The organism is Thiobacillus sp. SCN 63-57, assembly GCF_001725555.1.
Classification (GTDB): Bacteria; Pseudomonadota; Gammaproteobacteria; order Burkholderiales; family Thiobacillaceae; genus Thiobacillus.
On sequence record NZ_MEGP01000030.1, the window covers coordinates 1 to 26294 of the forward strand.

General features: G+C 62.9%; 27 protein-coding genes, 1 tRNA gene and 1 pseudogene. 3 read left to right on the forward strand and 26 right to left on the reverse strand.

Translation table 11 applies throughout. The features are described from left to right. From ABT23_RS12230 to ABT23_RS12315, 18 genes are all read right to left on the reverse strand, one after another. A partial coding sequence (locus ABT23_RS12230; protein WP_296635674.1) for a prepilin-type N-terminal cleavage/methylation domain-containing protein occupies positions 1–273 on the reverse strand: 273 nt, incomplete at its 3' end. 306 nt (positions 274–579) lie between these two features. Next, a tRNA-Lys gene (locus ABT23_RS12235) sits at positions 580–655 on the reverse strand. A gap of 78 nt (positions 656–733) precedes the next feature. Further along, entirely contained in the window at positions 734–1996 is a 1263-nt protein-coding gene (locus ABT23_RS12240) for a YeeE/YedE family protein (RefSeq protein WP_296635676.1), read from the reverse strand. 176 nt (positions 1997–2172) lie between these two features. Then, complete coding sequence (gene queC / locus ABT23_RS12245) at positions 2173–2853, reverse strand: 7-cyano-7-deazaguanine synthase QueC (protein WP_296635678.1); 681 nt, start codon at positions 2851–2853, stop codon at positions 2173–2175. After that, entirely contained in the window at positions 2850–3476 is a 627-nt protein-coding gene (queE, locus tag ABT23_RS12250; RefSeq protein WP_296635682.1) for a 7-carboxy-7-deazaguanine synthase QueE, read from the reverse strand. The genes queC and queE overlap by 4 nt, the downstream gene beginning before the upstream one ends. Positions 3477–3667: 191 nt before the next feature. Continuing rightward, a complete protein-coding gene (ybgF, locus tag ABT23_RS12255; RefSeq protein WP_296635684.1) occupies positions 3668–4498 on the reverse strand; it encodes a tol-pal system protein YbgF in 831 nt (276 codons plus the stop codon). After that, on the reverse strand, positions 4495–5046 hold the full coding sequence (pal, locus tag ABT23_RS12260; RefSeq protein WP_296635687.1) for a peptidoglycan-associated lipoprotein Pal: 552 nt from the start codon (positions 5044–5046) through the stop codon (positions 4495–4497). The genes ybgF and pal overlap by 4 nt, the downstream gene beginning before the upstream one ends. 112 nt (positions 5047–5158) lie before the next feature. Then, on the reverse strand, positions 5159–6445 hold the full coding sequence (gene tolB / locus ABT23_RS12265) for a Tol-Pal system beta propeller repeat protein TolB (RefSeq protein ID WP_296635753.1): 1287 nt from the start codon (positions 6443–6445) through the stop codon (positions 5159–5161). Positions 6446–6525: 80 nt separating this feature from the next. After that, positions 6526–7368: a cell envelope integrity protein TolA gene (locus tag ABT23_RS12270; RefSeq protein WP_296635689.1), complete on the reverse strand. Its 843-nt coding sequence runs from the start codon at positions 7366–7368 to the stop codon at positions 6526–6528. Beyond that, complete coding sequence (gene tolR, locus ABT23_RS12275) at positions 7365–7775, reverse strand: protein TolR (RefSeq protein ID WP_296635692.1); 411 nt, start codon at positions 7773–7775, stop codon at positions 7365–7367. Before tolR ends, ABT23_RS12270 begins: the two co-directional genes overlap by 4 nt. A 3-nt stretch (positions 7776–7778) precedes the next feature. Further along, positions 7779–8477 carry a protein TolQ gene (gene tolQ, locus ABT23_RS12280; protein WP_296635694.1) on the reverse strand — a complete coding sequence of 233 codons (699 nt, stop codon included), beginning with the start codon at positions 8475–8477 and terminating at the stop codon, positions 7779–7781. Next, positions 8474–8875: a tol-pal system-associated acyl-CoA thioesterase gene (gene ybgC / locus ABT23_RS12285; protein WP_296635698.1), complete on the reverse strand. Its 402-nt coding sequence runs from the start codon at positions 8873–8875 to the stop codon at positions 8474–8476. The genes tolQ and ybgC overlap by 4 nt, the downstream gene beginning before the upstream one ends. Beyond that, positions 8875–9903, reverse strand: a complete 1029-nt coding sequence (gene ruvB / locus ABT23_RS12290) for a Holliday junction branch migration DNA helicase RuvB (protein ID WP_296635704.1) — start codon at positions 9901–9903, stop codon at positions 8875–8877. The genes ybgC and ruvB overlap by 1 nt, the downstream gene beginning before the upstream one ends. A gap of 36 nt (positions 9904–9939) precedes the next feature. Next, entirely contained in the window at positions 9940–11445 is a 1506-nt protein-coding gene (locus ABT23_RS12295) for a diguanylate cyclase (protein ID WP_296635707.1), read from the reverse strand. A gap of 8 nt (positions 11446–11453) precedes the next feature. Then, positions 11454–12029 carry a Holliday junction branch migration protein RuvA gene (gene ruvA, locus ABT23_RS12300; RefSeq protein WP_296635711.1) on the reverse strand — a complete coding sequence of 192 codons (576 nt, stop codon included), beginning with the start codon at positions 12027–12029 and terminating at the stop codon, positions 11454–11456. A 13-nt stretch (positions 12030–12042) separates the two neighbouring features. Next, on the reverse strand, positions 12043–12603 hold the full coding sequence (gene ruvC, locus ABT23_RS12305) for a crossover junction endodeoxyribonuclease RuvC (RefSeq protein WP_296635716.1): 561 nt from the start codon (positions 12601–12603) through the stop codon (positions 12043–12045). Next, a complete protein-coding gene (locus ABT23_RS12310) occupies positions 12600–12962 on the reverse strand; it encodes a four helix bundle protein (protein ID WP_296635719.1) in 363 nt (120 codons plus the stop codon). Before ABT23_RS12310 ends, ruvC begins: the two co-directional genes overlap by 4 nt. Positions 12963–12979: 17 nt before the next feature. After that, the gene (locus ABT23_RS12315) at positions 12980–13711 is read right to left on the reverse strand and encodes a YebC/PmpR family DNA-binding transcriptional regulator (RefSeq protein WP_296635721.1); all 732 of its coding nucleotides are present in this window, start codon (positions 13709–13711) and stop codon (positions 12980–12982) included. A 21-nt stretch (positions 13712–13732) separates the two neighbouring features. Between ABT23_RS12315 and ABT23_RS12320 the strand changes: the two genes are divergently transcribed. Beyond that, on the forward strand, positions 13733–14743 hold the full coding sequence (locus tag ABT23_RS12320; protein ID WP_296635725.1) for an ROK family protein: 1011 nt from the start codon (positions 13733–13735) through the stop codon (positions 14741–14743). 7 nt (positions 14744–14750) lie between these two features. On the opposite strand, the gene ABT23_RS12325 is transcribed toward ABT23_RS12320, so the two are convergent. Next, positions 14751–16067 (reverse strand): NAD(P)/FAD-dependent oxidoreductase, encoded by a 1317-nt coding sequence (locus ABT23_RS12325; RefSeq protein ID WP_296635756.1) that lies wholly within the window; start codon positions 16065–16067, stop codon positions 14751–14753. A 134-nt stretch (positions 16068–16201) separates the two neighbouring features. On the opposite strand from ABT23_RS12325, the gene ABT23_RS12330 reads away from it, so the two are divergent. Continuing rightward, positions 16202–17692: a helicase HerA-like domain-containing protein gene (locus tag ABT23_RS12330; RefSeq protein WP_296635729.1), complete on the forward strand. Its 1491-nt coding sequence runs from the start codon at positions 16202–16204 to the stop codon at positions 17690–17692. 10 nt (positions 17693–17702) lie between these two features. Here ABT23_RS12330 and trpC read toward each other — a convergent pair whose 3' ends face one another. The 6 genes and pseudogenes from trpC to ABT23_RS12360 all read right to left on the reverse strand — a co-directional run bounded on the left by trpC (position 17703) and on the right by ABT23_RS12360 (position 24004). After that, complete coding sequence (trpC, locus tag ABT23_RS12335; protein WP_296635732.1) at positions 17703–18491, reverse strand: indole-3-glycerol phosphate synthase TrpC; 789 nt, start codon at positions 18489–18491, stop codon at positions 17703–17705. A gap of 5 nt (positions 18492–18496) precedes the next feature. Continuing rightward, a complete protein-coding gene (trpD, locus tag ABT23_RS12340) occupies positions 18497–19528 on the reverse strand; it encodes an anthranilate phosphoribosyltransferase (RefSeq protein ID WP_296635734.1) in 1032 nt (343 codons plus the stop codon). Continuing rightward, entirely contained in the window at positions 19525–20094 is a 570-nt protein-coding gene (locus ABT23_RS12345; protein WP_296635738.1) for an aminodeoxychorismate/anthranilate synthase component II, read from the reverse strand. The genes trpD and ABT23_RS12345 overlap by 4 nt, the downstream gene beginning before the upstream one ends. 325 nt (positions 20095–20419) lie before the next feature. After that, positions 20420–21064, reverse strand: coding sequence for a c-type cytochrome (locus ABT23_RS12350; RefSeq protein WP_296635743.1), 645 nt, complete (start codon positions 21062–21064; stop codon positions 20420–20422). Positions 21065–21113: 49 nt separating this feature from the next. Next, positions 21114–22430 carry a cytochrome C gene (locus ABT23_RS12355; protein WP_296635746.1) on the reverse strand — a complete coding sequence of 439 codons (1317 nt, stop codon included), beginning with the start codon at positions 22428–22430 and terminating at the stop codon, positions 21114–21116. A 342-nt stretch (positions 22431–22772) separates the two neighbouring features. Then, positions 22773–24004 (reverse strand): annotated as a pseudogene (locus tag ABT23_RS12360) (FAD/NAD(P)-binding oxidoreductase). A gap of 165 nt (positions 24005–24169) precedes the next feature. Here ABT23_RS12360 and ABT23_RS12365 point away from each other — a divergent pair. Further along, entirely contained in the window at positions 24170–25468 is a 1299-nt protein-coding gene (locus tag ABT23_RS12365) for a sigma 54-interacting transcriptional regulator (RefSeq protein ID WP_296635748.1), read from the forward strand. 248 nt (positions 25469–25716) lie between these two features. Here the strand turns inward: ABT23_RS12365 and ABT23_RS12370 are convergent. Then, positions 25717–26294, reverse strand: a 578-nt coding sequence (locus tag ABT23_RS12370) for a hypothetical protein (RefSeq protein ID WP_296635751.1), incomplete at its 5' end; no start/stop codon positions are given.

Consider the following 26294-nt stretch of genomic DNA (forward strand, 5'->3'; position numbering starts at 1 on the left):
ACTAGACAAAGTACCGGAAGCAGTCGGCATAGATGGGAAGCCGTTACTACCCGCAGAAATACCCGTGATGGTCGTAGCCGAGAGACAAGTGCTATCGGTCACACACTCTTCGACCGCGAGTTTAATCGGGGCTGTAGACCCGACAACTTCAGTGAAGCGCGCTTTTTTAATATAACTTTGATAAGCAGGCACCGCAATCGCGGCCAGAATACCGATGATCGCCACGACGATCATCAGTTCGATCAGGGTAAAACCTTGTTGAACTTTACGCATTTCAAATCTCCTTAAGTTGGCATGTCGAACACGAGCCTCCCGTGTCTGGAGCTATAACGAGCAGCAGCCATGCCAACTTTAGGGAAGAGGGCCTGATTTTGTGGTGTAGCCGCAGAAAAGCCGCGCCAGTTCTTGCTTTTGGCTATGTGTTGATTTTTCGGCAGATTGTTCCCACGCTATTTTCGTGAGAAACACGCATGGCAGACGTGACCTTGGATGGCATGAGGTGACGCTTTTCGTCATCCTGCGCCCCGACCTGGCCATACCCCGATAAAAAAGCCACGCTTCCGCGTGGCTTTTTGGGTATGGTGGGTCGGGCGAGATTCGAACTCGCGACCAACGGATTAAAAGTCCGCTGCTCTACCGGCTGAGCTACCGACCCTTTTACCTGACAAGTGTCGTGTCCGGCAAAGCGCAAAATTATACTGGATTTTGAATTGGCGTCAAAGCCAAATGTGCTTTAAACCGCTTCCAGCTTGCGCATTCCAGCGGGCAGCAGCCGGAGATCGGCCAGCGCGGTGACGAATGCCTTGAGAAAAGTCGCCTCGCTCTCGTACACCATCTTGTAGTACTGCACTTTCATCGTGATGGCGCTGCCGAGCACGATGGCGACGAAGGTGAGGATGGAACCCAGCGCCAGGGTGGAGAAGCCGGTGACGCCCTGGCCGATGGTGCAACCCATCGCCAGCACGCCGCCAAACCCCATCAGGATCGCGCCCACCAGGTGGTTGAAGAAATCGCGGACGGAGGCGAACCACTCGATCCGGAAATTGCGGGAAATCACCGACCACAGCAAGGAACCGGCGATCACGCCTGCCAGCGCCATGATGCCGAAGGTGAGCAGCGTATGGTCGAAGCCGCTTGCCACGTAGCCGAGGGTTTGCCCCATGGGATTGATGAAGGTGAAGGACTGTGCGGCAAGCGGACCGGCTGCGGCGGGCCTGACCGCGTCGGCCGGCGCATACAGATCCCAGTCCTGGACGAAGGATTGCAACGTGAGAATGTCGCCGCTGGCATCCACCCGGATGTTGCTGGTGACATACCAGGCGGCCAGTACTGCGAGGCCGACCACGAGGCCGCCGAGGATGTTGTCGAAACTTCCGCGGAAATCGGCCGATTTGAAGGCCCAGATCAGGAGTAGGCCGCCGATGATGCCCCCCATCACCATGCGGCCGGTGGCGGCCTTGTCCCCAAAGAGCATCGCACCGAGATCCTGGTTGGTCGTCAACGCAATGGCAGTCGGGTTGGTCCACGGATAGAACAGAGTGGAATAGAGCGTCTTGTCGCTGCCCGGGAAGGGATTGATCATGAAATACGCGATCAGGGCGATGACCAGCAACACCATGACCGACTTGAGATTGCCGCCGCCGATCCGGATCAGCGTCTTGTTGCCGCAGCCGGAGGCAAGCGTCATGCCGATTCCGAACAAGGCGCCGCCCAGTACGTTTTCAAGCCAGACGAAGTTGGTCTGTCGATAGGGAGGGAAAGTGCCGGTTACGTTCACCAGGCCAGCAGCTTCCAAGGCCGTCACGCCCAGTACGCCGACAGCAATGGCCAGTATCCAGGCACGCATGCGGCCAGTGTCGCTCATGTTGACCCAGTCGGACACGGCACCCATGGTGCAGAAGTTGGTCTTGTTGACCACGGCGCCCATGATCAGGGCGATCGCGAAGGTCGACCATAGAAAAATCGATTGCGCGCTGGCGAAATCTGCGTAGGTCATAAGTCATTCCCCCTCAGGAAAAGGACAGGGCGGATGCCACCCTGCCTGGACAAATACGGGGATTTTAATGCGTACACGCGAAGCCGACGCTGGATAATAAATACCATCCGGCGTCGGGTGCGACACGAGAGCACTCCGGCGTATTTGTGCGAGAACCATTGAGAATCCGTTCGCCGTCACCCGGCTTCCTGCACGTAGCGCGTCGGATCTGGAATGCCCGCGGCGAGGAACCCGTCGCGGCGAAGGCGGCAGGCATCGCAGCGCCCGCAGGCCAGGCCTTCGGCATCGGCCTGGTAGCAGCTCACTGTTTGCGCATAATCGACCCCGAGCGCTGTGCCCTGCCGGATGATGTCGGCCTTCGACAGGGTTTGCAGCGGCGCATGAATGCGCAATCGCGCGCCCTCCACCCCGGACTTGGTCGCCAGGTTAGCCATGCGCTCGAAGGCTTCGATAAACTCGGGGCGGCAGTCAGGGTAGCCGGAATAATCGACGGCATTGACGCCGATGAAGAGGTCGCGCGCACCGAGCACCTCGGCCCACGCGAGCGCCAGCGCCAGCATCACGGTATTGCGTGCGGGCACGTAGGTGACCGGAATGCCGTCGGTCGGGCTTTCCGGTACGGCAATGGAGGCGTCGGTCAGTGCCGAGCCGCCGATGTCGCCCAGTCCGAGGCGCATCACCCGATGTTCGACAGCACCCAAACTTCTGGCCACGCGCGCGGCGGCGACAAGCTCGGCCGTATGGCGCTGGCCGTAATCCAGACTCAGCGCATGGCAGGCATAGCCCGCTTCACGGGCAATCGCCAGCACAGTGGCGGAATCCAGGCCGCCGGAAAGCAGGATGACTGCGGGTTTCATGTGCCTGGCGTGTTGCCCCACAGGATCTTGTGTAACTGTACCTGCATGCGTACCGGCAGGCGGTCGGCCAGAATCCACTCCGCCAGTTGGGTGGGCGGCAGTTCGCCCTGCACCGGGGAAAACAGGATGGGGCACGCCTGCGCAAGCTTCTGCGCCTGGATGACCTCGCGCGCCCATTCGTAATCGGCACGGTTGGCCAGCACGAACTTGATTTCGTCATGCGGCGTCAGGTGGGCGATATTCTCCCAGCGGTTGCGTGCTTCCTCGCCCGACTCCGGCGGCTTGATGTCGACGATGCGCGACACCCGCGGGTCCACTTTGCTGACGTCGAGCGCGCCGCTGGTTTCCAGCGATACCGAATAGCCCGCGTCGCACAGCGCAACCAGCAAAGGCAGGCAGTTCTTTTGCGCCAGCGGCTCGCCACCCGTGACGCAGACCGTCGACACGCCATAGTCCGCCACCCGTGCCAACAGCGACGTCAGCGTGACGGTTTCGCCGCCCTGGAAACTATAGGTCGTGTCGCACCAGCGGCAACGCAACGGACAGCCCGTCAGGCGGATGAACACGGTTGGCAGGCCGGCTCGGCTGGTTTCGCCCTGCAACGACAGGAATATCTCGGTCAAGCGGAGCGTGGTTGTTGATGCTTCAGCATCTTTAGTGCGTGGTTGTTGCCGACTTGTCGGCTCTACAACCACGGCCTCCCCCTGGCGGGGGCAACCATGGCCTACCCCTTGCGGGTGGAGCGTGGCGGTTGGCGCTTGCGCGTCATGGCCGCCCTCCAGCGGCTGGAGCGTCAAGGACTCGGACACGGCGTTTACTTGATCGCAGCCAGACGGCGCGCGGCAAGTTTGGCCGCGGGCGTGCCGGGGTGTTTGGCCACCAGGTCCTTGAGCGTCTTGCGCGCCGCGGCCATGTCATCCAGTTCGATCTGGTTGGTGGCGACATTGAGCAGCGCGTCGGGCACTTTGGGGCTGTCGGGATAGGTTGCCACGAGCTTTTGCTGATGCGCCAGCGATGTCTTGTAATCCTTCAGCGCGTAATACGAATAGCCGATCCAGTACTGCGCGTTGGCTGCCAGCGTGCTCGCCGGATAGGTCTTGAGAAAGTTCTTGAAACCTGCGATGGCGTCGGTGTATTTAGCGTCGCGGAACAGGGCGAGCGCCCCTTCGTAGCTGCGCGATTCGGCCAGCGGGTCGGCTTGCGCAGACCCGTCCGCCGCCGGCTTGGCTACCGTTCCGGAAGCAGCCTGCGAGTCGGGCGCAACCGGTTGCGCCGCATCAGCCGCCGGCACCGGCTTGGCCGCCTTGGCGAGCTCGACAATGCGCTGATCGAGATCGGCATACAAGTCGTTCTGTCGTTTGCCAAGCGTGTCCAGCTGATTCGCCTGGACCTCGGACTGGCCGCGCAGTCTGGCCACCTCGGCCTTGAGCGCTTCCACATCCTTCAGCATATCCAGCATGGACTGGTTTTGCTGTATCGACTGTTCCAGCTTGGCCAGCCGCGCATCGAGCGCCTCCACGCGCTGCTGCAATGCCTGCATCTGACGGGTCACTTCCTCGTCATTGCCGAACAGCGCCGCCCATGCCGGCTGCGCCAGCATGAGCATCGAAACGAGGATCAACCCATTACGTCGAAGCGAGGTCATTTCTCGTCGCTATACACCACGTCGGTACGACGGTTTTCGGCATACGCTTCTTCGGTATGGCCTTCGTTACGCGGTTTTTCCTCGCCAAAGCTGATCGCTTCCATCTGCGCGTCGCTCACGCCCAGCACGGCCAACGCCTTGCGCACGGCCTCGGCGCGCTTCTGTCCCAGTGCCAGGTTGTATTCGCGGCTGCCGCGCTCGTCGGCATTACCCTGCAGGATCACGTGCGCATCGCGCTTCGACATCAGATAGCCGGCGTGCGCTTCGAGCATCGGACGGTACTCGTCCTTCACCACGAAACTGTCGTAATCGAAGAAGACACTACGCTTGGATAGGGGGCTGGCCGGGTTCTTGCGCGGATCGCCGGAATATTGGTCACCCATCGCATTGCCTGCGACGCCGCTACCGCTCACGCCCGTGGTTTCGGTGCCCTGGCCGGTACTCGCCGTGCCACCGGTGCGGTCTTCGACCGTCGCTTGCGTGCCGCCGGTCGTACCACATGCAGACAAGGTCAACGCAACCAGAATGGGCCATAAAATCTTGTTCATTTATCTCTCCTTATGAATAAATACAATCTGAATGAATACAATCCGACATGAGCGGTTCTTGTCTACTCCCAGCAACCGCCCAACCGACATCCAACATCAAAAATGCGCGTTTTCACGGACCCCAGACCGGCTCGCGCGCATCCACACCCGATTCCGACAGACGTGCGCGCGTTTTGCCGTCCAGGCTCACCGTGCCGAGTATTCCTTGTTCACCCTGCACCGTGGCATACAACACGGCCTGGCCATTCGGCGCGAAGCTGGGTGACTCGTCGCGCGCGGTATCGGTCAGCACACGGGTCTGTCCCGAGGCCAGTTCCTGCAAGGTCACGCTGAACCGCCCGCCGTCGCGGCTGATGTAGGCCAGATACCGTCCATCCGGGCTGATCGCGGGGGAGACATTATAGCTGCCATTGAAGGTCACCCGTTTGGCTTCGCCGCCGCGGGCCGCCATGCGATAGATTTGCGGGCTGCCACCCCGGTCCGAGGTGAAATACAGGGTTTGTCCGTCAGGAGAGAATACCGGTTCGGTGTCGATATTGCTGCCCCGCGTCAGACGCGTCAATCCACCGCCATCGGCATTGATCATATAAATCTGCGAAGCGCCGTCGCGCGTCAGCACGACAGCCAGCCGCCGGCCGTCCGGCGTCCATGCCGGGGCCGAGTTAGACCCCTTGAATGCCGCGATCTTGCGGCGTTGGCCATCCCTGAGCGACTGCACATATACGACAGGCTTCCTGTCCTCGAACGACACGTACACAATCTGGTTGCCGTCAGGCGAGAACATCGGCGAAATCACCGATTCGTTGGAGCGCACGACCGTGCGCGGGTTTTGTCCATCCGCATCGGCCACCCGCAATTCATAGCGACGGCCCTGCTTCTGTACGTAGGCGATGCGGCTGCTGAATGCGCCGGGAATGCCCGTCAGCTTCGCGTAGATGAGGTCTGCAATCTGGTGTGCCGTGGCGCGCCACTGGCCGGCCGTGATGGTGTAGCTGTAGGCCGCGAGCTGGGTCTGCTTGAGAACGTCCAGCAGATAGAAGCGGATCTCGAGACGGCCGCCCGGCTGCGCAGTGACCTGGCCGACCACCAGCGCGTCTGCACCCTTGCCGCGCCAGACGCCGTAGTCGACCTGCGCGGGCATGACAGGCTGCGGCGCCCCGCCCACGTCCACCAGTCTGAACTGGCCGCTGCGGTTGAGGTCGTCCCCGGCGATCTGGGTCAGTGCAGGGCTGGGCTGACCGGGCACGGTCTGAAACGGTACCATGGCCACGGCAATCTTGTTGGCCGCGCCGCCAATGACCTGGATTTCCATCGCAGCGCGCGCGGAAAACGGCGCACTCAGCAAGGCCAGACAGAACAGGGGAAACAACAGAACGGCACGCAGCATGGATACGGACATCGGGCTCACAAACGCTTTCTCGATTAGGCAGTCTAGCATAGGCTGCACGCGGCTCGGGCCGCGTACCGGCCCGTCAAGGCCTACTCTTTGGGGCGGTGGACGAAGGAAAGTTCCGGGACAAACGCGGCGCGTGCATCGCGGTCACTCGGCAAGGGCAACGGTGAGGACTTTTCGATGGCGCGTACCACTGCGTCGTCATACGCAGGATTCCCGCTGGATTTCGTCACCCGCACGCTCTGGACCTCGCCAGTGGGCAGCAGTTTCACCAGGCAACGGACTTCGGGATTGCCCTTCAGATTGTCGGGTAGCCGGGTGTTGCCCCGCACCTTGGCGCTGATCTGGTCGCGGTACTGTCCCATGACGCTCGCCACCTCGGCCTGACGCTTGTTGGCTGCCGCCTGCGCTTGGGTCAGCCTGGCCAGACGTGCCTCGTTTGCCGCAGCCTCGGCCGCCACACGCTGCTTCAGGTCCTCTTCTTCCATCTGCCGCAGCAATGCCTGCCGCTTCTGTTCGGCCTGTTGTTTCTCACGCAAAGCCTTGGCCGCTTCGGCCCGCGTCTTTTCTTCGGCCGCCTGCATGGCCTGCAGTTTTTTCAGGCGTTCGGTCTCGGCCTTTTTCTTTTCCAGGGCAATGTCGGGCGTCTTCGGCGGCGGCGGTTCCTTTTCCACCGGTTTGGGAGCGGGTGTGGCAGGCTCCGGTTTGGGCGCTTTCACGGGCGGCGGGCGGGGCTTGGCCGGTGGCGGCGGCGTGTCCGGCAGGGTTTCCCATAGATCGACCATGACCGCCTCTGGATGGTGGGTCTGCCATGACACGCCGAACACCAGCATCAGAACGAACAGCACATGCACTCCCAGCGCCAGCGCAGCTGCAAGGAGGTTGGGAACGGGACGCGAGCCAGGCGGGGCGTCTGCCGTGAAATTCATGGGGCCGGGCGGGCAAGCAAGCCGATACGCGTGATCCGGGCCTGCTGCAGGAGCGTCATCGTGTGCATCACCTCCTCGTAGCGGACTTTCTTATCCGCCGCGATCACCACCGGCTGGTCCGGCTGGGTGCGATGAAACGCGGCAATTTCATCAGGCAACGCCGATTTCGCCACCACCCGTTCGCCGCCACCGGACGCACGGTCGCGCAGCAGGTATTCGCCGGATTCCCTGATGATGATTTCAAGCGGTTTCTGCGGCGTCTGCGAGGTCTTGCCAACGCTCGGCAATTCGACCTGGGCCGGGTTGATGAATGGCGCGGTCACCATGAAGATCACCAGCAGCACCAGCATCACGTCGATCATCGGCACGACGTTGATCTGGGCGACCTGTTTGCGGGTCCGTGCCACGGGCTATACCGATTTGGCCGTCGCCTGCTGCCGCTGCAGGATGTTGGAGAACTCCTCCATGAAGCTTTCCATGCGGTTGGCCAGGCGATCGATGTCATGGGTGTAGCGGTTGTAGCCGACCACGGCGGGAATTGCCGCGAACAGGCCCATGGCCGTGGCGATCAGCGCTTCGGCGATGCCGGGCGCGACCTGCGCCAGCGTCGCCTGTGCCACGCTCGACAGCCCCATGAAGGCAATCATGATGCCCCACACCGTGCCGAACAGGCCGACGTAAGGCGATACCGATCCAACGGTGGCGAGGAAGGCCAGATGCGACTCGAGGCCGTCGAGTTCGCGCTGGTAGGTCGCACGCATCGCACGCCGGGTGCCGTCGATGATGACGTTAAGCGACAGTCCTGCCTGCGGCCGCAGTTTCATGAATTCGCGAAAGCCCGCTTCGAAAATGCGCTCCATTTCGCCCGCGCCCTCGCGTTCACCGGCCACCCGCTGATAGATGGCGTTGATGTCGCCGCCGCCCCAGAATTCGCGCTCGAAACGGTCGGTCACGCGCAGGGCTCGCTTGAGGGCGAACATCTTGATGAAGATGAACCACCACGACATCAGCGAGGCGCCCAGCAGCAGCGCCATGACGACTTGTACCGGCAGCGACGCATGGAGGACGAGATGGAACAGCGAGAGGTCTTGACCGAGTTCAGGGTTCACGTTGCGGGGGCCAATGCTTGAAGAATGGGCTCAGGTATTTTAACGGGTTTGAAACGTATCGCATCGACGCATGCGAGCGTCACGACGGCCTCTGCCAGACGGTCGGAGCCGCGCATAAGTTCCTGGCGCACGCTGAGGCTGGCACGCCCGGCCTCGTGCAACGCGACCGATACCTCGAGCTGCTCGTTGAAGCGCGCCGGCGACAGGTAATCGATTTCCACCCGCCGCACCACGAACACGATGCCGGGCTCGTCGCGCAGGACATCCTGCTCGAAGCCGAATGCGCGCAGCCATTCGCTGCGTGCGCGTTCCATGAATTTGAGATAGTTCGCGTAATACACGACGCCGCCCGCGTCGGTGTCTTCCCAATACACCCGGACCGGCCAGACAAACGCCATCAGAACAGATCCGCGCTCGGTTCGGTGGGCGCGGCAAAGCCGAGGTGGCGATACGCCAGCGGGGTGGCGATGCGGCCGCGCGGGGTACGCTGCAAATAGCCCTGCTGGATCAGGAACGGTTCGAGCACGTCCTCGATGGTGTCGCGTTCCTCGCCGATGGCAGCGGCAAGGTTGTCCAGCCCGACCGGGCCGCCCATGAATTTCTCGACCACGGCCGACAGCAGCTTCCTGTCCATCACGTCGAGTCCGGCGCGATCGACATCCAGCATGACCAGCGCCGCATCGGCTACTGCCCCCGTGGCCTGCCCTTCCGCCTTGACCTCGGCATAATCGCGCACCCGCCGCAGCAGGCGGTTGGCGATGCGCGGGGTGCCGCGCGAACGGCGGGCGATTTCCAGCGCGCCGGCCTCGTCCAGATTCATCTGCAGCAGGCCTGCCGAGCGATGGACGATGAAGCCCAGCTCTTCCGCCGAATAGAATTCCAGCCGCGCGACGATACCGAAACGGTCGCGCAGCGGGTTGGTCAACATGCCGGCCCGGGTGGTGGCGCCGACCAGGGTGAACGGCGGCAGATCGAGCTTGACCGAGCGCGCCGCCGGACCTTCGCCGATCATGATGTCGATCTGGAAATCCTCCAGCGCCGGATACAGTACTTCCTCGACCACCGGCGAAAGACGGTGGATTTCATCGATGAAGAGCACGTCGTGCGGCTCCAGATTGGTCAGCAGCGCCGCCAGGTCGCCTGCGCGCTCGAGCACCGGGCCCGAGGTCTGCCGCAGGTTGACGCCCATCTCGCGCGCGATGATGTGCGCCAGCGTGGTCTTGCCCAGCCCGGGCGGGCCGAACAGCAGCACGTGGTCGAGTGCCTCGCTGCGCTTCCGCGCGGCGTGAATGAAGATCTCGAGCTGTTCGCGCGCCTTCGCCTGGCCCACGTATTCGGCCAGCGTGCGCGGCCGCAGCGCGCGCTCGATCTGCTCTTCCTGCGGGCTGACGGTGGCGGGGGCGATGAGACGGTCGGTTTCGATCATGGAGCCGGAGGCGGCGTGACGGGATACAACCGGATTCTACTCCGTGACGTCTTCCCCCGGCGCGGTGTCCTGCGCCAATTGGCCCCGCCCGCGCGCTTTCGCGCGATAAAGCGCCCGGTCTGCGCGCGCAAGCGCGGCGTTGAGCGTGTCGCTGGCGGTACTGCCCAGCCAGGTCTGCCCCGCGCTGAGACCTGTATCCAGCTCGAGGCCGAAGGCATTCAGCTCACTTCTGAAATGGTCGCTCAGGCGCTGGTACCACGCGGTCACACCGGCAGCATCGAGCCCCGACAGGAGCACCGCAAACTCGTCGCCGGCCAGACGCGCGGCCAGGTCGGCGCGTCGGGTCAAGGCTTTCAGCGACTGCGCCAGGGCCAGCAGGACCTGGTCGCCCACTCCATGCCCATAGCGATCGTTGACCCCTTTGAAATGATCGATGTCGAGCATGACCAGGGCGACGGCATGCTGCCGCTCCGCGAGCCCTTGTGCCAGAGGGAAACGGGTCTCGAATGCGCGCCGGTTGGGCAGCCCCGTAAGCGGATCGGTCAGGCTCAGATGCGCCAGCCGCGCACGCTGTTCCTGCAAGTGCAGGGCGATCATGTTGATGTCGGCCGCCACGGCCTCGAACTCGACGTAGTGCGGCACGATCGTGGGGACCGGCTCGTCATGCGCCAGGGCCGTCAGGGCGTCGACCGTGGACACGATATCGCGCAACATGGTGTGGCGTAGCCGGACCATGGCGACGATCAGCACGCCCAACACAGCCCCCAGGGTCAGCAAGCCCGCCATCACCTGGCGCCAGCCGCTGCGCGTCAGCCATTGCACCGGGGTCTGTACGATCAGCGTCCAGTCCGTGTCTGCCACAGGCAGACGGATTTCACGCACATGCCCGCTGATTTCGCCACGGCCGACGATCGTTTTCTCGTGTGCATCGACGAGCACGGCGGCATGGCCCGGCTGGATCGAATCATCGAGCGCGCGCTGGAATTGTGTCAGGCGCACGCTCAAGAACACGCCGCCCAGCAGATCGCCCCGGGCGTCGCGCACGGGTGCGAGCAGGTCGACATGCTCGGCGCCGGTGATCTCGCGATGGACCCGCGGGCGGCCATCCGTCAACGCGTCCGCGCGCTTCATGTCCTGACGGCACGCGGGGCCGATGCGCAAGGCCCCCGCGTCGCCCAGTACATTGCCGTGTGAATCGACCAATGCCACGCCCAATATCTCGGGCAGCAGCACCTGGCGCGAACGGGCCCACTGTTGCTTCGGCTCGATCGTGCCATTGCGCATCAGGTCGACCAGGCCAGGGTCGCGCGCCGAGTTGTCGAGCAACTTGCGGTAGTACTCCAGTTGCCGCATTACGCCGGTTCGCGTCTGTTCGGCCTCATGCTGGATGAAGCGCTGCTGGTCTTCCCGGCTGGATTCCAGGCTGAACCACAGACTGAGGCCGATCCCCGCGCCAAACATGCCCACCACGCTCAGCAGCAGCCATACCAGCTGGTGTTGCAGCGATGCCGACGGCCGATGTCGTGGAGCGGGCTGCGTCATGAAGGAAGTCAGGTCTTGGACAATGCCCGCAGCGCCTGTCGGATCGCCTCGCCCACCGGCAGGTCGGGCGGCAGCTGGCGTACGGCTTCGGTGGTTTCGCGTTCGTTGTAGCCCAGCGCCAGCAGAGCCTGGCGCACATCATCCGATACGCCGGGCGTTTCCGGGCTGGCGATCGCGCCCGCGAATACCGGCTTGCCCTTGAGTTCGAGCAGCAGGCGCTCGGCGGTTTTCTTGCCGATGCCCGGGACTTTGACGATGCGGCCGATTTCCTGCGCCGCGATCGCCGCCGACAGGTCGTTGACCGACAGGCCCGACAACACCGACAGCGCCGTCTTGGCACCGATCCCCGAGACCTTCAACAGTTCGCGAAACGCCGCGCGCTCGATCTCGCTGCCGAAGCCATACAGCAGGTGCGCATCCTCGCGAATGGCCAGATGGGTGAGCAGGCTGACCTTTTCGCCGATCGCCGGCAGGTTGTAGAAGGTGCTCATCGGCACGTCGATTTCGTAGCCCACGCCATTGACATCCACCAGCACCTGCGGCGGCTGTTTGGCGGCGAGGGTACCGGTAATTCTGCCTATCATGTGGAGTCCTTGCTCATACCAGTCGCCCGCCCTTGACGCGGTAGCCTGCGGTGGAGTGTGTGCCCAATCGGCTGCCGTGCGCATGGGTGATGGCACAGGCCAGTGCGTCGGCAGCGTCGGCCGTCGGCGCGACAGGCAGGCTCAGCAGGCGTTTCACCATCTCCTGCACCTGTTCCTTGGCGGCCTTGCCGTGGCCGACCACCGCCTGTTTGATCTGCAATGCCGTGTATTCCGCCACGCTCAGATCGCGCGATACGGCCGCGCAGATGGCGGTGCCGCGCGCCTGCCCGAGCAGCAGCGTCGATTGCGGGTTGACGTTGACGAAGACGATTTCCACCGCGCAGGTATCGGGCTGATAGGTGCCGATCACCTCGTTCAAGCCGGCAAACAGCACGCCCAGCCGCTGCGGCAGGCTGCCCTCGCCACTCTTGATGACACCGCTGGCGACGTAGGCCAGCTTCTGGCCGGTCTGCTCGATCACGCCGAAGCCGGTGAGGCGTAGGCCGGGATCAATGCCCAGAATGCGTAAGGTGTGAGGGGCGAGGGGTGAGGGGGCGGGTTTGGAGGCCGTCATGTTTTTTCGGGTTCTCGCTGGGTTTTCAGCAGGCCACCCAATAAGCTGAACAGACGGTCTATCTGCATTTCCATTTCGGCTCGTGGAGGACAAAAATCCAAATCCTGAGCGATTCTGAATTGCGTATCCAGTTCGCTGAGCGAGCCGCGAGCCACGATCAGAAACTGTGCGAACTCACGATTGGACTGGCGCGCCGCACCTTCAGCGATATTGCTGGGAATGGATATCGCTGCGCGCCGCATCTGCGCCACCAAGCCAAATCGCTCATCCGCGGGAAACTGTGACGTCAGTTCATACACTTGTTTCACCAACAGCATGGCCTGCTGCCAAGCCACCAAATCATGGTGAACGCGCCTCACGCCTTACCCTTCACGCCTCACTCGGGAAGCACCGCGTTGGTGTAGACCTCCTGCACGTCGTCGAGGCTTTCGAGCGCGTCCAGGATCTTCTGCATCTTCACCGCGTCGTCGCCGGCCAGTTCGGTTTCGGCTTCGGGGCGCATGGTGATCTCGGCGACCGCCGGCTTGAACCCGGCTTTTTCCAGCGCCTCCTTCACCGCCTCGAAGGCCTTGGGATCGGGCGAGGTCAACACTTCGATCGAACCATCCTCGTTGGGAATGATGTCGTCCGCGCCGGCGTCGAGCGCGGCTTCCATCACGGCCTCTTCGCTCGCGCCCGGCTCCAGGATGATCTGGCCGCAATGCTTGAACTGGAACGCCACGCAGCCGTCGGTGCCCATGTTGCCGCCGTGCTTGACGAAGGCGTGGCGGACGTCGGCGACGGTGCGTGTCTTGTTGTCGGTCAGGCAGTCGACCATCACCGCGACGCCGCCGATGCCGTAGCCCTCATAGCGTACTTCCTCGTAGTTCACGCCCTCGAGCTGGCCGGTGCCGCGCTTGATCGCGTTCTCGATGTTGTCCTTCGGCAACGACTCGGCCTTGCCCTTCTCGATCGCCAGCCGCAGGCGCGGGTTCATCGCGGGGTCGCCGCCGCCCATTTTCGCGGCTACGGTGATTTCCTTGATAAGCTTGGTGAAGATCTTGCCGCGCTTGGCATCCTGGCGCCCCTTGCGGTGCTGGATGTTGGCCCATTTCGAATGTCCTGCCATGTCGATTCCAACGCAAAAATAATGCGCAATTCTAGCATTTCGGCCCCTTCGCTCCGCCTCGGCGTCGACCTCGGCGGCACCAAGATCGAACTCGTCGCGCTCGACGGCGAGGGCCGCGAAATCCTGCGCCGCCGCGTGCCGACCCCGCAGAACGATTACCTTGCAACCGTGGCCGCGGTGGCCGCACTGGTCCACGAGGTCGAATACGAACTGGGGAAAGACGGCAGCGTCGGCGTCGGCACGCCCGGCGCGATCTCGCCTGCCAGCGGGCGCATGAAGAACTGCAACTCGACCTGCCTCAACGGCCAGCCGCTGCAGGAAGACCTCGAGCGCGCGCTGAACCGGGCAATAAGAATCGCCAACGACGCCGACTGCTTCGCGCTGTCTGAAGCGACCGACGGTTCTGCTGCGGGTGCCGACAGCGTGTTCGGCGTGATCCTCGGCACCGGCGTCGGTGGCGGCGTGGTGGTACGGGGACACCTGCTCAAGGGCGCCAACGCGATCGCCGGCGAATGGGGGCACTCGCCCCTGCCCTACTTCCAGTTCGCCCACACCCAGGCCGACCGCGCCGGCACCGGCCAGCACTCCGCCACCGGCGAGGCGATCCTGCACCCGTGGCCAAGCCCGCGCGAACTCGACGCTGCGCCCGCCTGCTATTGCGGCAAGAAAGGCTGCATCGAGACCTGGCTGTCGGGCCCCGCGCTCGCCGCCGACCATGTGCGCTACGGCGGCGAGGAGCTGCCCGCACACGAAATCGTGCAGCTGGCGAATGCCGGCTACGGCCCCTGCAGCGCGACGCTGGCGCGTTATGAAGAAAGACTCGCGCGAGGGCTGGCCGGCGTGATCAACCTGATCGATCCCGATGTGATCGTCTTGGGCGGCGGACTTTCCAACATCGAGCGCCTGTACGACACCGTGCCGCGGCTGTGGCCGCGCTACGTATTTTCCGACCGCGTCGACACCCGGCTGGTGCCGCCGAAATACGGCGACTCCAGCGGCGTGCGCGGCGCGGCGTGGCTATGGAACGATTAGCTCAGGGCTAGTGCAACTTGATGCGCGCCCGCGTCGGCGTGCTGATGAAGTGCGCGTAGGTGGTGAGCGAAACCTTGAACCAGCCGTGCAGCGCGATCTCGTGCATCTTGTGCAGCGACCAGTACACCAGCCGCGCCATCACGCCCTCGATCATGATGCTGCCGCCGGTGAGTCCGCCCATCAGGTTGCCGACGGTGGAGAAGCGGCCGAGCGCGACCAGCGAGCCGTAGTCGCGGTAGACATACTCAGGCAGGGACTTGCCGCGGAAGCGGCGGCAGATCGATTTCACCAGCATCGACGCCTGCTGGTGCGCGGCCTGCGCGCGCGGCGGCACGAAGCCCTTGCCGTCCGGCATGGCGCAGGCGGCGCAGTCGCCGAACGCGAAGATGTTGTCGTCGCGCGTGGTCTGCAGCGTGGGCCGCACCACCAGCTGGTTGATGCGGTTGGTCTCGAGGCCATCGATGTCCTTGAGGAAATCGGGCGCCTTGATGCCGGCCGACCACACCATCATGCTCGCCGGAATGAACTTGCCGTCGGCGGTGAGCATGCCGTCGGCGCGTACCTCGACGATGCGCTCGCGCACATGCATCTCGACGCCCAGCTCGGCGAGGCGATCGGCGGCGGCGGCGGACAGGCGCGGCGGCAGACCCGGCAGGATGCGGTCGGACGCTTCGACGATCAGCAGCTTCAGGCTCTTGTCGGGCTCGATGTTGTCCATGCCGTAGGACGACAGCTCGCGCGTGGTGTCGTGCAATTCGGCGGCGAGTTCGACGCCGGTGGCGCCGGCGCCGACGATGCCGACGGTGAGCTGGCCGGGCGCGACGGCCTCGTTCTGCGTGTTGGCGCGCAGGCAGGCATTGATGTGGCGGCGGTGGAATTCGCGTGCCTGCTCGGGGGTGTCGAGCATGATGCAGTGCTCTTTCACTCCGGGCACGCCGAAATCGTTGCCGACCGAACCGACTGCGATGATCAGCGTGTCGTAGCGAAACGCCCGGCGTGGAATGATCTCCACGCCGTTTTCGTCGAAGGTCGGCGCGACGCTGACCTCCTGGCGTGTGCGGTCGAGGCCGTCCATGCGGCCGAGGCGGAAGGTGAAGCCGTGCCAGTGCCCCTGCGCCAGGTATTCGAGGCGCTCGGCGTAGGAATCGAGGCTGCCCGCCGCGACTTCGTACAGCAGCGGCTTCCACAGATGCGAAGGCGAGGCGTCGATCAGCGTGATATTCGCGCGCTTCTTATTTCCCAGCTTGTCGCCCAAGCGGGTCGCCAGTTCCAGTCCTCCTGCTCCGCCGCCGACAATGACGATTTCATGCACCTGCTGTTCCATTGCCACAAATTTCCCTCCTGTTTTCGTATTAGCGAGATGATACCCGGAGTATTAGCATTTGCTTCTATTCTTTGTCGGGTACGCGTTGCCGCCGAACTCGATAGAATCCGCATATCAACACCCCAGGATGCACCATGACCGAACCGCTGCTCGTCGCCCGCAATGCCACCACTGACCTCGTCCTGCTGCCGCAGATGGCCAACCGCCACGGCCTCATCACTGGCGCCACCGGCACCGGCAAGACCGTCACGCTGCAGACGCTGGCCGAGCATTTCTCCAGCATAGGCGTTCCGTGCTTCATGTCCGACGTGAAAGGCGACCTGTCCGGCGTGTCACAGGCCGGCGGCGGCAACGCCAAGGTGGCCGAGCGGGTCGAATCGCTCAAGCTCGAAGGCTTCGCCTACCAGGGCTATCCGGTCACCCTGTGGGACCCCTTCGGCACCAGCGGGCATCCGGTGCGCGCCACCGTATCGGACATGGGCCCGCTGCTGTTGGGGCGCATGCTGGACCTCAACGACACGCAGAGCGGCGTACTCAACCTGGTGTTCAAGGTCGCCGACGACAACGGCCTGCTGCTGCTCGACCTCAAGGACCTGCGCGCGATGCTCGCCTTCGTCGGCGAGAACGCCAAGCAATTCACCACCGAATACGGCAACGTCTCCTCCGCCTCGATCGGCGCCATCCAGCGCGGATTGCTGACGCTGGAATCGCAGGGTGGCGAGCAGATCTTCGGCGAGCCGATGCTCAACATCGCCGACCTGATCCAGACCGACCGCGGGCGTGGCGTCATCAACATCCTGGCAGCCGACAAGCTGATGCAGTCTCCCAAGCTGTATGCCACGCTGCTGCTGTGGCTGTTGTCCGAACTGTTCGAGCAGTTGCCCGAGGCTGGTGACCTCGACAAACCGAAGCTGGTGTTCTTCTTCGACGAAGCCCACCTGTTGTTCAACGACGCGCCCGAGGCGCTGGTGGAAAAGATCGAGCAGGTGGTGCGTCTGATCCGCTCCAAGGGCGTCGGCGTGTACTTCGTCACCCAGAACCCGGCGGACGTGCCCGACAAGGTGCTGTCGCAGCTCGGCAACCGCGTGCAGCATGCCTTGCGCGCCTTCTCGCCGCGCGACCAGAAGGCGGTCAAGGCGGCGGCCGAAACCATGCGCGACAACCCGGCGCTGGACGAAGCCGCCGTCATCACCGAGCTTGGCGTAGGCGAGGCGCTGGTGTCGCTGCTCGACGTGAAGGGCCGTCCCGGCGTGGTCGAACGCGCCTACATCGTGCCGCCGCAGGGCCAGATCGGCCCGATCACCGACGCCCAACGCGCACAGCTGATCCAGTCCTCGCTGGTCGCCGGCGTCTACGACAAGACCATCGACCGCGAATCCGCCTACGAAACGCTGAAGGCGCGCGCGGAACAGTCGGCCCAGGCGGCCGCGCAGGCCAAGACCGCAGCGCAACCCGCAACGGGAGGTGGTCTCGGCGGGGTACTGGGTGAGATCCTGACCGGGAACGGTCGCCGCCAAGGTGCGGCCGAAGCGCTCGCCAAATCGGCCGCACGCGCCATCGGCAGCCAGGTCGGCCGCAGCCTCATACGCGGCGTGCTCGGCAGCCTGTTCGGCAGCAAGCGCTGACCGGCTTTAATCAGGCAAAGAGACGGGCCAGTTCGGCGCCCGGATCGGCCGCGCGCATGAAGGCCTCGCCGACCAGGAAGCCGTTGACTGCGTGACGGCGCATCCTCGCGACATCGGACGGCGCGAGGATGCCGGACTCGGTGATGACGATGCGGTCATTGCCAATCTTCGGCAGCAAACCCAGCGTAGTGTCGAGGCTGACCTCGAAGGTGCGCAGGTTGCGGTTGTTGATGCCCTGTAGCGGCGTTTTCAATTGCAGCGCGGCGTCGAGTTCCACGGCGTTGTGCGACTCGACCAGCACCGCCATCCCCAGCTCGAACGCCAGTGCTTCCAGCGCCTGCATCGCCGGCAGGTCCAGCGCGGCGACGATCAGCAGGATGCAGTCGGCCCCCATCGCCCGCGCCTCGTAGACCTGGTAGGGGTCGACGATGAAATCCTTGCGCAGCACCGGCAGTTGGCATGCGCCGCGCGCGGCCATCAGATACTCGGGGCTTCCCTGGAAATAGTCGCGGTCGGTCAGCACCGACAGGCACGCGGCGCCGCCCTTCTCGTAACTGGCCGCGATCTCGGCCGGCCTGAAATCGGGCCGGATCACGCCCTTGGACGGACTGGCTTTCTTGATTTCGGCGATCACTGCCGGCTGCTCGGCGGCCAGCTTCGCGCGCAGGGCGCCGACGAAATCGCGCGGCGGCGCGGCGGTCTCGGCACGCGCCCGCATCTCGGCGAGCGGCACGCCGGCAAGTCCAGCAGCGATTTCGGTACGCTTGGTGGCGAGTATCTTTTCGAGGATGTCGGACATTGCGTCTAGATCCCCGTGGCGCGGTTGGAGAACGCCACCAACTGCCGCAGTTTTTCACGCGCGGCGCCGCTGCGGATGACCTCGCGCGCCACTTCGATGCCTTCGCCCAGCGTGGCGGCACGGTCGGCCACATAGATGGCGGCACCGGCATTGAGCAGCACGATGTCGCACGCCGGCCCCGGCAGCCCGTCGAGCACGGACAGCAGCATATCCTTTGCCTGTGTCGCGTCCCACACCTTCAGCACCTCGCTGCTACTGGTCTCCAGCCCGAACTCGCCCGGGCGGATCGTGTATTCGCTGACTTCTCCGTCCTTCAGTTCGCCGATCAAGGTCTCGCCACTCAGGGTGATCTCGTCCATGCCGTCGGAACCGTGCACGACCATGACATGGCGACTGCCCAAGCGCTGCAGCACGCGCACCAGGATACCGACCAGGTCTGGATGGAACACGCCCAGCAACTGATGCGGCGCGCCGGCCGGGTTGGTGAGCGGGCCGAGGATGTTGAACAGCGTGCGCACACCCAGTTCGCGCCGCACCGGCGCGGCGTGCTTCATGGCGCCATGGAAATTCGGCGCGAACATGAAGCCGATACCGATCGCATCGATGCTCTCGGCCACCAGCTCGGGCGTGAGATTGAGGTTGACACCCAGCGCTTCCAGCACGTCGGCGCTGCCGCTGGTGGACGACACCGAGCGACCGCCATGCTTGGCGACGCGCGCCCCGGCCGCCGACGCGACGAAGGCGGCGGTCGTGGAAATATTGAAGGTGTGCGCCGCGTCGCCCCCGGTGCCGCAGGTGTCGACCAGATGCGCGCTGTTCTGCGCCGGCACCTGGGCAGCGAATTCGCGCATCACCTGCGCCGCGGCGGCGATCTCGCCGACGGTTTCCTTCTTCACCCTGAGGCCCATGATGATGCCGGCGATCTGCACCGGGGTGAGTTCGCCGCGCATGATCTGGCGCATCAGCGACAGCATCTCGTCGTGGAAGATTTCGCGCTGCTCGACCAGCCGGGCGAGTGCCTGCTGCGGCGTGATCATCGCGTGCCTTTCAGGAAGTTGGCCAGCATGGTGTGACCGTGTTCGGTGAGGATGGACTCGGGATGGAACTGCACCCCCTCGACCGCCAGCGTCTTGTGGCGCACGCCCATGATCTCGCCGTCATCGGTCCAGGCGGTGATATCCAGGCAGTCTGGCAGCGACTCGCGCTCGATCACCAGCGAATGGTAACGGGTGGCGCGGAAGGGATTGGGCAGGCCCTTGAACACGCCCACATCCAGGTGGTGGATCATCGAGGTCTTGCCGTGCATCAGTTCCTTGGCGCGCACGATCCGGCCACCGAAGGCCTGGCCGATGCTCTGGTGGCCGAGGCAGACGCCGAGGATGGGCACCTTGCCTGCGAATTCCTTGATCAGCGGCACCGATACGCCTGCTTCGTTGGGCGTGCAGGGGCCGGGCGAGACGACGATATGGTCGGGTTTCAGCGCCGCGATGCCGGCGAGGTCGATTTCGTCATTGCGGATCACCTTGACGTCTTCGCCCAGTTCGCCGAAATACTGCACGAGGTTGTAGGTGAAGCTGTCGTAGTTGTCGATCATCAGCAGCATGTCGCGGCCATCCTATTGATTTGCATAGCCCCTGCTGCTTCGTCTGGAGAGGGATACCCGGCCGATCGTCCGGTTATTCTGTCGCTGCCGGGGAAGGGCATCATTGAAAGGATGCATTATCCCCTGCCGGCGCATACGGCGACAAGTTCAGGACGGGTGTCCCGACTTGCCGGGCACCCTGATTTCCACATGGCCATCCCCCATGCCAGACCACCGTTGGCCACCATGAAAAAGGCCAACCGCGCGGTTGGCCTTTTTCATGGCACCATTTCATCACACTGGAAGCGCGCAACGCGCACGCCCAGATGGGCATCGGCGACAACCGCTAGTTGGGCGAGATCCCCTGCAGGTAGGTCGTCACCGCCACCAAATCCGTGGACGTCAGGCCATGGACCAGGGGCTTCATCATCGCGCCTGCGGGACGCTGGTTGGTCTCCGACAGGATATGCAGCTGCTTCATCATGTAGTTGGCATGCTGACCCGCCAGGCGCGGGAAGGTGTCCTTGCCCATGCCCATCGCACCATGGCAGCCCGCGCAGGCGGCCACCCCCTTGTCAGGGATGCCGTTCTCGAAAATCGCCTTTCCGGCCGCAACCGTTGCGGGATCCCCCGCGACATTGGGTGCGTCTTTCTGCTGCGAGAAATAGCGGGCCAGTCCCTCGATCTGCTCGTCGGTCAATTTCCGGGTAATGCCCCACATATATTCCGAACCCGCAGGATCGATACGATTGTGCCCGCGGAAGAATTTGAGCTGGGCGATCAAATACGCCTCCTGTTGCCCGGCCAATTTGGGAAAGGCGGGCGAAGTCGAGTTGCCGTCCACGCCGTGGCAGCTCGAGCAGACCTGCAACGCAAGCGTCCGGCCCGACACATTCGGGTTGCCGATATCGCGCGAGCGTTCCAGATTGACGCATCCGCTTCCCAGGCTCGCGATAGCCAGCGCCAACATCGTGTACACGGCTGTCTTCATATTGGAATCCCTTCAGGTCAGTAAAGTGCGTTGCCAGATCTGCTTGACGTCAGTAGGCGCCCCAGACATAAACGAACAGCGTGTCGTTGTCGCTGGCGCTGCGGCCAAAGCCGTCGTAGTTGCTGCTGTTGCCGCTGAATTTCGTGTAATGCCAGTATTGCGCGCCGATGCGCAGGTACTGGACGGGCGTCCAGAACACCTCGGGAATCCAGGCGGTCGTATCCGGGCTTCCACTTAAATTACCCGTGATGTCTGCCGGCCCGCCAAAAAATCCGGCATCGGTCGAGCCGGTGGTCTGCTGGTAGGCCAGACTGGCGCCATACGTGGCGTTGTAAACGTACGCCCCCTTGATCTTGAGTTCCTTCAGGGTATCGCTCGCATTGTCATAGCCCAGTGCCAGCGGATCGCCCCACTTCACGTTTTCGTGGATGTAGCTGATGTGAGCCGTGACCGTGTGCGGGTCGAGGATGTATTGATATTGCGCATCCAGCCCGTAATCCCGGTACCGGTCGGTCGGCTGGTTGACGTCGTTGTTCTCGTGGATCTCTGCGACCAGGCCCGAGGTGCCGATCATCAGGTCATGCGGCCCGAACGCCTTGGTGTAGGCAAGTCGCCAGTAGGGCGCACCATCCTTGATCCTCGCGATGCCGGAGTTGTCCCCCGGATGCAGGAATCCGAAAGGGCCGTTGGCCGTCTTGTAGAGCGCGAGTTCGCCATAGAGGCTCCTGTTCCAGTAGGCATAGACACCGGCACCGACCGAGTCTTGCCCAAGTCCGCCGTCGAGCAGGGGCGATGCGGGTGCACCGAGCGCGAACGTCGGCCCGACATAGGGATAGCTCCAGGCCGGCGCACTGTTCCACACATCCTGCATGCTCGGGTTATTGTTGGCGAAAGCGCCGACGATGAGGTCGCTGCCCGGCGAGATGAAACGGTCGGCATAGCGAAACTCCGTGTTGTCCGGACTCAGGTGGCCTACCCAGTCGCCGTTGTCCTGCTGGTGGTCATAGTTCGCGTAGGTCGCCTGCGCAAACAAGCCGAGGTTGTCGGTAATCTTGCCCGCCAGGAAAACGCTGCCGACATCGAATATCGCCGTGCCCTGCTTGTGAAAGTCCACGGTGTCCTTCACCCCGGTGGAGTCCTTGGGGTTGCGGACCCGGGTGTAGTCGAGGACCGCCATCACCGAAAGGGGCATGGAACGGGCGCCCATCGTATAGCCGGTGAGCTTGAACAGCCGCCCATATGGCGTCAGTTCCGGAAACTGACCGCCGGCATGACAGGCCAGACAGTTTTGCCCTGTCTGCCGGGCAAAAGCCGGAAGCGCATAACTGGGGAAGGACCACATTCCCAACAAGACAAGGGCAAGCAACGTCGGGAGAACGTCCTGTATCTGCAAAACATGGCGCCAAACTGATTTGGTAATCAAGTGCGTTCTCCCCAAAAAAATCGACATGACATTGAAAACAGCTTGCTTATTCCAGCAATGAGGCGGCGCCTATTCTGTTGCAAAAAACATCATCGTTGCAATATGCAAAAATAAAAACAAAATGTGTTGCATAAAAGAACGATTTAATTAATAGGACATGGTTGTCCGTTGTTCAAGGACCTTCCGTAAAATTAAATAGCCCTCCTCGTCGCCACGTGCGCCATGCATGGCGCGCACCCATAAAAAAAGCGCCCGAAGGCGCTTTCACGTCAGGCGTCGAGAGGATTATTTGAGCTTCTTGATCCCCATCAGGCCCAGCACATACTTTTCATACAGCGGCTCGGTCGAGCCTTTTTTCATTTTGCGCATGAAGTATTTCTCTTGAACCAGTTGACGTTGCGCGGCGGAATCTGCGGCAGCGCGACGAAGGCCGCGCCGGTGTCGCCGAAATCGGCCAGGCAGATGGCGTTCCAGGAGGCTTTCTCGGTGGGCTCGCGGCCATCGAGCACCGCACGGATGTTGTGTGCCGTGGCCGTGACCATGGACTCGATCATGTAGCCGGTCTTGGGCGTGCCGGTCGGCACCGGCGTGGGCTCGACCGGCGGAATGGCGACGCACACGCCGACCGAATAGACGTTCGGGAACTTGGGATTGCGCTGGTAGGGGTCGATGACGATGAAACCGCGCGGGTTGGTGAGCCCCTCGATGCCGAACACGGCGTCGATGCCCTTGAACGCCGGCAGCATCATGGAATAGGCAAACGGCAATTCATGCTCCTTGATCACCTCGCCTTTTTCGTTGTGCTCGGAGACGAACATCTTGCCGGCTTCGACCTTGGTGACCTTGGCATTGCAGATCCACTTGATGTGGCGGTCGCGCATCACGGACTCCATCATACCCTTGGAGTCGCCGACGCCGCCCAGGCCCAGGTGGCCGATGTAGGGCTCGGCGGTGACGTAAGTCATCGGCACCTTGTCGCGGATCTTGCGCTTGCGCAGATCGGTGTCCATGATCATCGCGAACTCGTACGCCGGGCCGTAGCACGAGGCGCCCTGCACTGCGCCCACCACGACGGGCCCCGGAGCCTGCACGAAATCGTCCCACACCTTGCCAGCCGCCACGGCGTGCTCGACCTGGCAAATCGACTGGGTGTGGCCTTCCGGCCCCAGTCCGGGCACTTCATCGAAAGCCAGCTTGGGGCCGGTCGCGATGACGAGGAAGTCGTAGTCGACGATCTGTCCGTCGGTGAGCTCGAGCTGATTTTTCTCGGGGTGCACGCGCGCCGCGCCGATCCCGATGAAATCGATGTTCTTCTTGTTCAGGTAGGGCGCGGCGGGAATCGTGACGTCGTCGCGCTTGCGCCAGTTCACCGCCACCCAGGGGTTGGACGGCGTGAATTGGAAATACGGGAGATTCGAAATCACCGTGATCTTGTCTTCCGCCCGCGCCGATTCGCGCATTTCATAGGCCATGGTCATGCCCCCCACGCCTGCGCCCAGAATAACGATGTGTGCCATGCAGTCCTCCTTGTTTGATGTTGGCCAATGTTGCGGCCAACACCATTGCAACAGGCATGCCACCCCGAAAAAGTGTCCTGCATGCGGGTTGCCAGGGAGAAATGGATTTGACATGGCCATTGTGTCATGCCATTTTCCACTCTCGTCATGACGAGAGTGTCAGATATGGACATCGAACTTCAAAGCCTGATCGACACGCACGAACAGCCCTTCGTGGTGATCGACCGCAGCTACCGCATCGTCGCCGCCAACCAGCGTTATTGCGATGCCTATGGGATGACGCCCGCCGCGATCGTCGGTCAGCAGTGCCACGCAGTCTCCCACCACTCGCAGCGGCCCTGCCATGAAAACGGCGAGCATTGCCCGCATCAGGCACTGTTCACGCAAGGCGAGACGGTCGAAGTCCTGCACACCCATTACCACGCCGACAACCAGCCCGAACGCACCCGCATCCGGGGACACCGCCTGCGCGGCGCAGATGGCGAACTCTATCTGGGCGAGCAGCTGTTCCCGCTGGAGGCCGAGGCAGGCAGCGAATGCGACGCCATGCAGATGATCGGACAGTCGCCCGCCTTTCTCTCCTGTGTCGACAACCTGGCACGCGTGGCCGAAAGCGAGGCCTCGATCCTGCTATACGGCGAAAGCGGCGTCGGCAAGGAACTCGCCGCACGCTTCATCCATGCGCGCTCCAACCGCGCTGGCGCGGCATTCATCGTCATCAATTGCGCGGCCGTGCCGGAAAGCCTGTTCGAGAGCGAACTCTTCGGCCACGAGCGCGGCGCGTTTTCCGGCAGCAACGGCCTGAAGAAAGGCCTGTTCGAACTCGCCGACAGCGGCACCCTCTTCCTCGACGAAGTGGGCGAGATCCCGCTGGCCATGCAGGCCAAGCTGCTGCGCGTACTGGAAACCGGCGAATTCCGCCGCGTTGGCGGCACGCAGACGCTGACTGCCGACGTGCGCGTGGTATCGGCCACCAACCGCAGGCTGCTCGACGAAGTCGATGCCAAGCGCTTCCGGCTCGACCTGTATTACCGCCTGGCCGGTATCGACGTCACCCTGCCGCCACTGCGCGAACGCGCCGCCGACCTGCCCGACCTGGCCAATTTCCTGCTGAAACGGCTGACCGGAGGACAAAGCCCCTGCCGTCTCGCGCCGGACGCCGTCGCAGCATTGCAGGCCTACGACTTCCCTGGCAACGTGCGCGAGCTGCGCAACCTCCTGCAGCATGCCGTGCTCAGCTGCCGCGACGGCACCATCCGCGCAGCCGACCTGCGGCTGCCGCCGCGCGTCGCGCACGTACGCCCCGACGCCGCCAGCGCCTCGCTGCGCGACATGGAACGCGCGCACCTGCAATCCCTGCTCGACGCGCACCAGGGCCATCGTGCGCGCGTCGCCGCTGCACTCGGCGTCACCGAGCGCACGCTATACCGTAAGCTCAAGCAGCACGGCCTGGGGAAGAGCTGAACCCGTTACCGGCGTTCTTCAAGAAACGGTGCAAAAACAGCGATCGGAGCAACGTTGGAATTGGCGATCTGGCGCGACGAGGCGTATAGAAGATGGATGACGACTGTAGCGAGGAAAGCCACCAGGCCCCCACCCTGCATGGCTGCTACTCGGCCGAAGCCGTCATTCAAAGCTATCTGCAAATTCTAGGGAACTCACTTCGCTTACCAAATGGTTTACAGAATGACGCCTCTAGATTACAAGCGCCTCTAATTAATGTCTTTGATTCCAAGCGCCGGGCGGAAGGCAGGGTTCATCACATACCTTGTGCTGTCGTTTCCGCGTGCAGCACGGATCTGAAGGACCTTCAAGTCGTAGTTAACGTTGTATATATAAACATCTTCACCCTCAGCCGATTTCACACCGACAATACCGTAGTAGAGTAAAAAATCCACAACGCGCTCTAAATCATTATGGTCGATGCCTGCTTCAGAGATGAGTTGCCGCAAATCGGACGGTGAGAACTCTGGCTGTGCGTCGATGAAGTGATACAGGAGGTCCTGCGCAGCAGGAAATACGTCGGTAAGCTCATGGTCAAGCTCGACAATAAGGTCTTGTGAATAAGCAAGAACTCCCTTTGACAGATCGCTTTCCTCAATCTTTTGGTGATTGAGATTTGAAGCAAAACCCTTTGCATGCGAGAAAATTTTAATCACATTGCGTGGGCGCATCAGAGCTCGCTCGACAATGTATGAAGAAGATTCCTCGCCCCTGTAGTGAGAAATGCATAGCCTAGGCCAGATTTGTTCAAATGGAATATTAGGGTTGTCATCCTCCATACCAAGCC

Coding starts and splice junctions, on each gene's coding strand:
- ABT23_RS12240 (WP_296635676.1), bottom strand. CDS start 1,996: ATGACCTACGCAGATTTCGCCAGCGCGCAATCGATTTTTCTATGGTCG.
- queC (WP_296635678.1), bottom strand. CDS start 2,853: ATGAAACCCGCAGTCATCCTGCTTTCCGGCGGCCTGGATTCCGCCACT.
- ybgF (WP_296635684.1), bottom strand. CDS start 4,498: ATGACCTCGCTTCGACGTAATGGGTTGATCCTCGTTTCGATGCTCATG.
- pal (WP_296635687.1), bottom strand. CDS start 5,046: ATGAACAAGATTTTATGGCCCATTCTGGTTGCGTTGACCTTGTCTGCA.
- tolB (WP_296635753.1), bottom strand. CDS start 6,445: ATGTCCGTATCCATGCTGCGTGCCGTTCTGTTGTTTCCCCTGTTCTGT.
- ABT23_RS12270 (WP_296635689.1), bottom strand. CDS start 7,368: ATGAATTTCACGGCAGACGCCCCGCCTGGCTCGCGTCCCGTTCCCAAC.
- ybgC (WP_296635698.1), bottom strand. CDS start 8,875: ATGGCGTTTGTCTGGCCGGTCCGGGTGTATTGGGAAGACACCGACGCG.
- ruvB (WP_296635704.1), bottom strand. CDS start 9,903: ATGATCGAAACCGACCGTCTCATCGCCCCCGCCACCGTCAGCCCGCAG.
- ABT23_RS12295 (WP_296635707.1), bottom strand. CDS start 11,445: ATGACGCAGCCCGCTCCACGACATCGGCCGTCGGCATCGCTGCAACAC.
- ruvA (WP_296635711.1), bottom strand. CDS start 12,029: ATGATAGGCAGAATTACCGGTACCCTCGCCGCCAAACAGCCGCCGCAG.
- ruvC (WP_296635716.1), bottom strand. CDS start 12,603: ATGACGGCCTCCAAACCCGCCCCCTCACCCCTCGCCCCTCACACCTTA.
- ABT23_RS12315 (WP_296635721.1), bottom strand. CDS start 13,711: ATGGCAGGACATTCGAAATGGGCCAACATCCAGCACCGCAAGGGGCGC.
- ABT23_RS12320 (WP_296635725.1), top strand. CDS start 13,733: ATGCGCAATTCTAGCATTTCGGCCCCTTCGCTCCGCCTCGGCGTCGAC.
- ABT23_RS12325 (WP_296635756.1), bottom strand. CDS start 16,067: ATGGAACAGCAGGTGCATGAAATCGTCATTGTCGGCGGCGGAGCAGGA.
- ABT23_RS12330 (WP_296635729.1), top strand. CDS start 16,202: ATGACCGAACCGCTGCTCGTCGCCCGCAATGCCACCACTGACCTCGTC.
- trpC (WP_296635732.1), bottom strand. CDS start 18,491: ATGTCCGACATCCTCGAAAAGATACTCGCCACCAAGCGTACCGAAATC.
- trpD (WP_296635734.1), bottom strand. CDS start 19,528: ATGATCACGCCGCAGCAGGCACTCGCCCGGCTGGTCGAGCAGCGCGAA.
- ABT23_RS12345 (WP_296635738.1), bottom strand. CDS start 20,094: ATGCTGCTGATGATCGACAACTACGACAGCTTCACCTACAACCTCGTG.
- ABT23_RS12350 (WP_296635743.1), bottom strand. CDS start 21,064: ATGAAGACAGCCGTGTACACGATGTTGGCGCTGGCTATCGCGAGCCTG.
- ABT23_RS12365 (WP_296635748.1), top strand. CDS start 24,170: ATGGACATCGAACTTCAAAGCCTGATCGACACGCACGAACAGCCCTTC.